1 protein-coding gene is annotated in these 1,487 nt (G+C 40.2%); it reads right to left on the bottom strand.

The window, feature by feature from the left end; genetic code table 11:
- Positions 1-145: 145 nt before the first annotated feature.
- Complete coding sequence (locus ABVF09_RS19770) at positions 146-1,351, bottom strand: IS4 family transposase (protein ID WP_371069882.1); 1,206 nt, start codon at positions 1,349-1,351, stop codon at positions 146-148.
- Positions 1,352-1,487 lie beyond the last annotated feature (136 nt).

Here is a 1,487-nt window from a genome sequence, read left to right as displayed (position 1 = left end):
CCATTGGCATTGCATCAATGGGTCACCCTCCCTTATTAGTTAAAATTTTACATTGTGGTCTTGATGTAAGATAAAAAAAGAGAATCCGGTCTTAAAGTAGACCTAGTTCCCATTATTTTACATGTATTATTTTGTGGTGGTTCGATCAGTTCTTGCGCTTTTGCTCCTTAATAATGGCCACATTTCCCTTAAAAGGTGTCCCCCTTTGTTTCGGGATGGGGATTTTCTGTCGCCCTCTTGATGTTTTGCTTTTTTTGGCATTTAACGCCTTTATAAATACTTCATAAGGCTTAAACATATAGGTGCGCATGAGCCTTAAAAATTCCCAAAGTGTCCTGGTTGTTTTCGTCTTTAATTGAAAAATTAATGCTAAACAATAGGCGATTAATGCCAGAAACAGTTGATTCCATATCCCTTGGGGAGTGGTGCTCCAGATTTTCACGAACCTTAAGTGTTGTTTGATCCATTTAAAAAAAGTTTCAATCATCCAGCGGTAACGATAGAGATCCATAATCTCTTCAGCTGATAGGTCCCACCTCGTTGTCAGTAGTCGATAACGTTTTCCTTCCTCATCCAAAAACTCTACCAAACGCACCGGTTCCTTGGCGTGACTGTAACGGGCCTTGGCATCCTGAAGAATGGACGGATGGCTGGTTGAATAGGTTTCCATCGGTATAATTCGAAAATTTTTCGTAACCCGCACCACAAACTGTATGTTCTGGTCCTGCCAGGACCTCAAGTTTTTTATAGAGGGGTATCCTCGATCCATTAGATAGGTGGAATATAATTGTTCGACCAGACAATCAGGGGTTTCCACATCCCCTACGTTACCTGTGGAAGGAACCATCTTATCCGGATAACTAGTATCCTCTGATACGACGGCGATGCGTGTATGCATCTTCACTACATTCCAACCCTTTGTCACGTAAGCCCATTCGCATAACTGGGGTGGAAGCTTTAAATGCGTCGAATCGATAATGCTTAACCTTCCAATTCTGGAATTAACGCCTTTACAATCTTGCGTTAAATCTTGAAGGATTCGGACCACTTTTTCGAAGAGCGTTTGGGCCCACTTTGTGGGCAAGTCGTTTATTCTCCGACTTAATTGGGAAGCACTTATACTTTCTAATCCGATGGATTCACAGAATTCGGGATTGGCTTGAAGTTTTTCTTCCATATCCGCATAAGATTCCCACTTATCTAACTGCGCAGCCACAAAAACCTTCATTAGTGCATCTACCGAAAGCTTGTTGTATTCATAATTCACTAAAGGATCTGAAAAATTTTCGGTAGGAAGCATGGATAAACATTGACTAATTAGCTGTTTATGACCTATACTATAACCTCTCATAGGTTATTGCTCCTTTGTAGAAGATTTGGGAACTAGTTAGGTCTTCTTCTACAATAGGAGCAATTTTTATTTTTGTAAACAGATTACATATTCTTTCATTAAAGTAAAGATAACCCATTAATGCAACGCTAGTGGG

The organism is Sediminibacillus sp. JSM 1682029 (assembly GCF_041366435.1).
GTDB lineage: Bacteria > Bacillota > Bacilli > Bacillales > Amphibacillaceae > Sediminibacillus > Sediminibacillus terrae.
The sequence above is the reverse complement of the archived record's forward strand: the minus strand, read 5'-3'. Positions and strand labels throughout refer to the sequence as shown.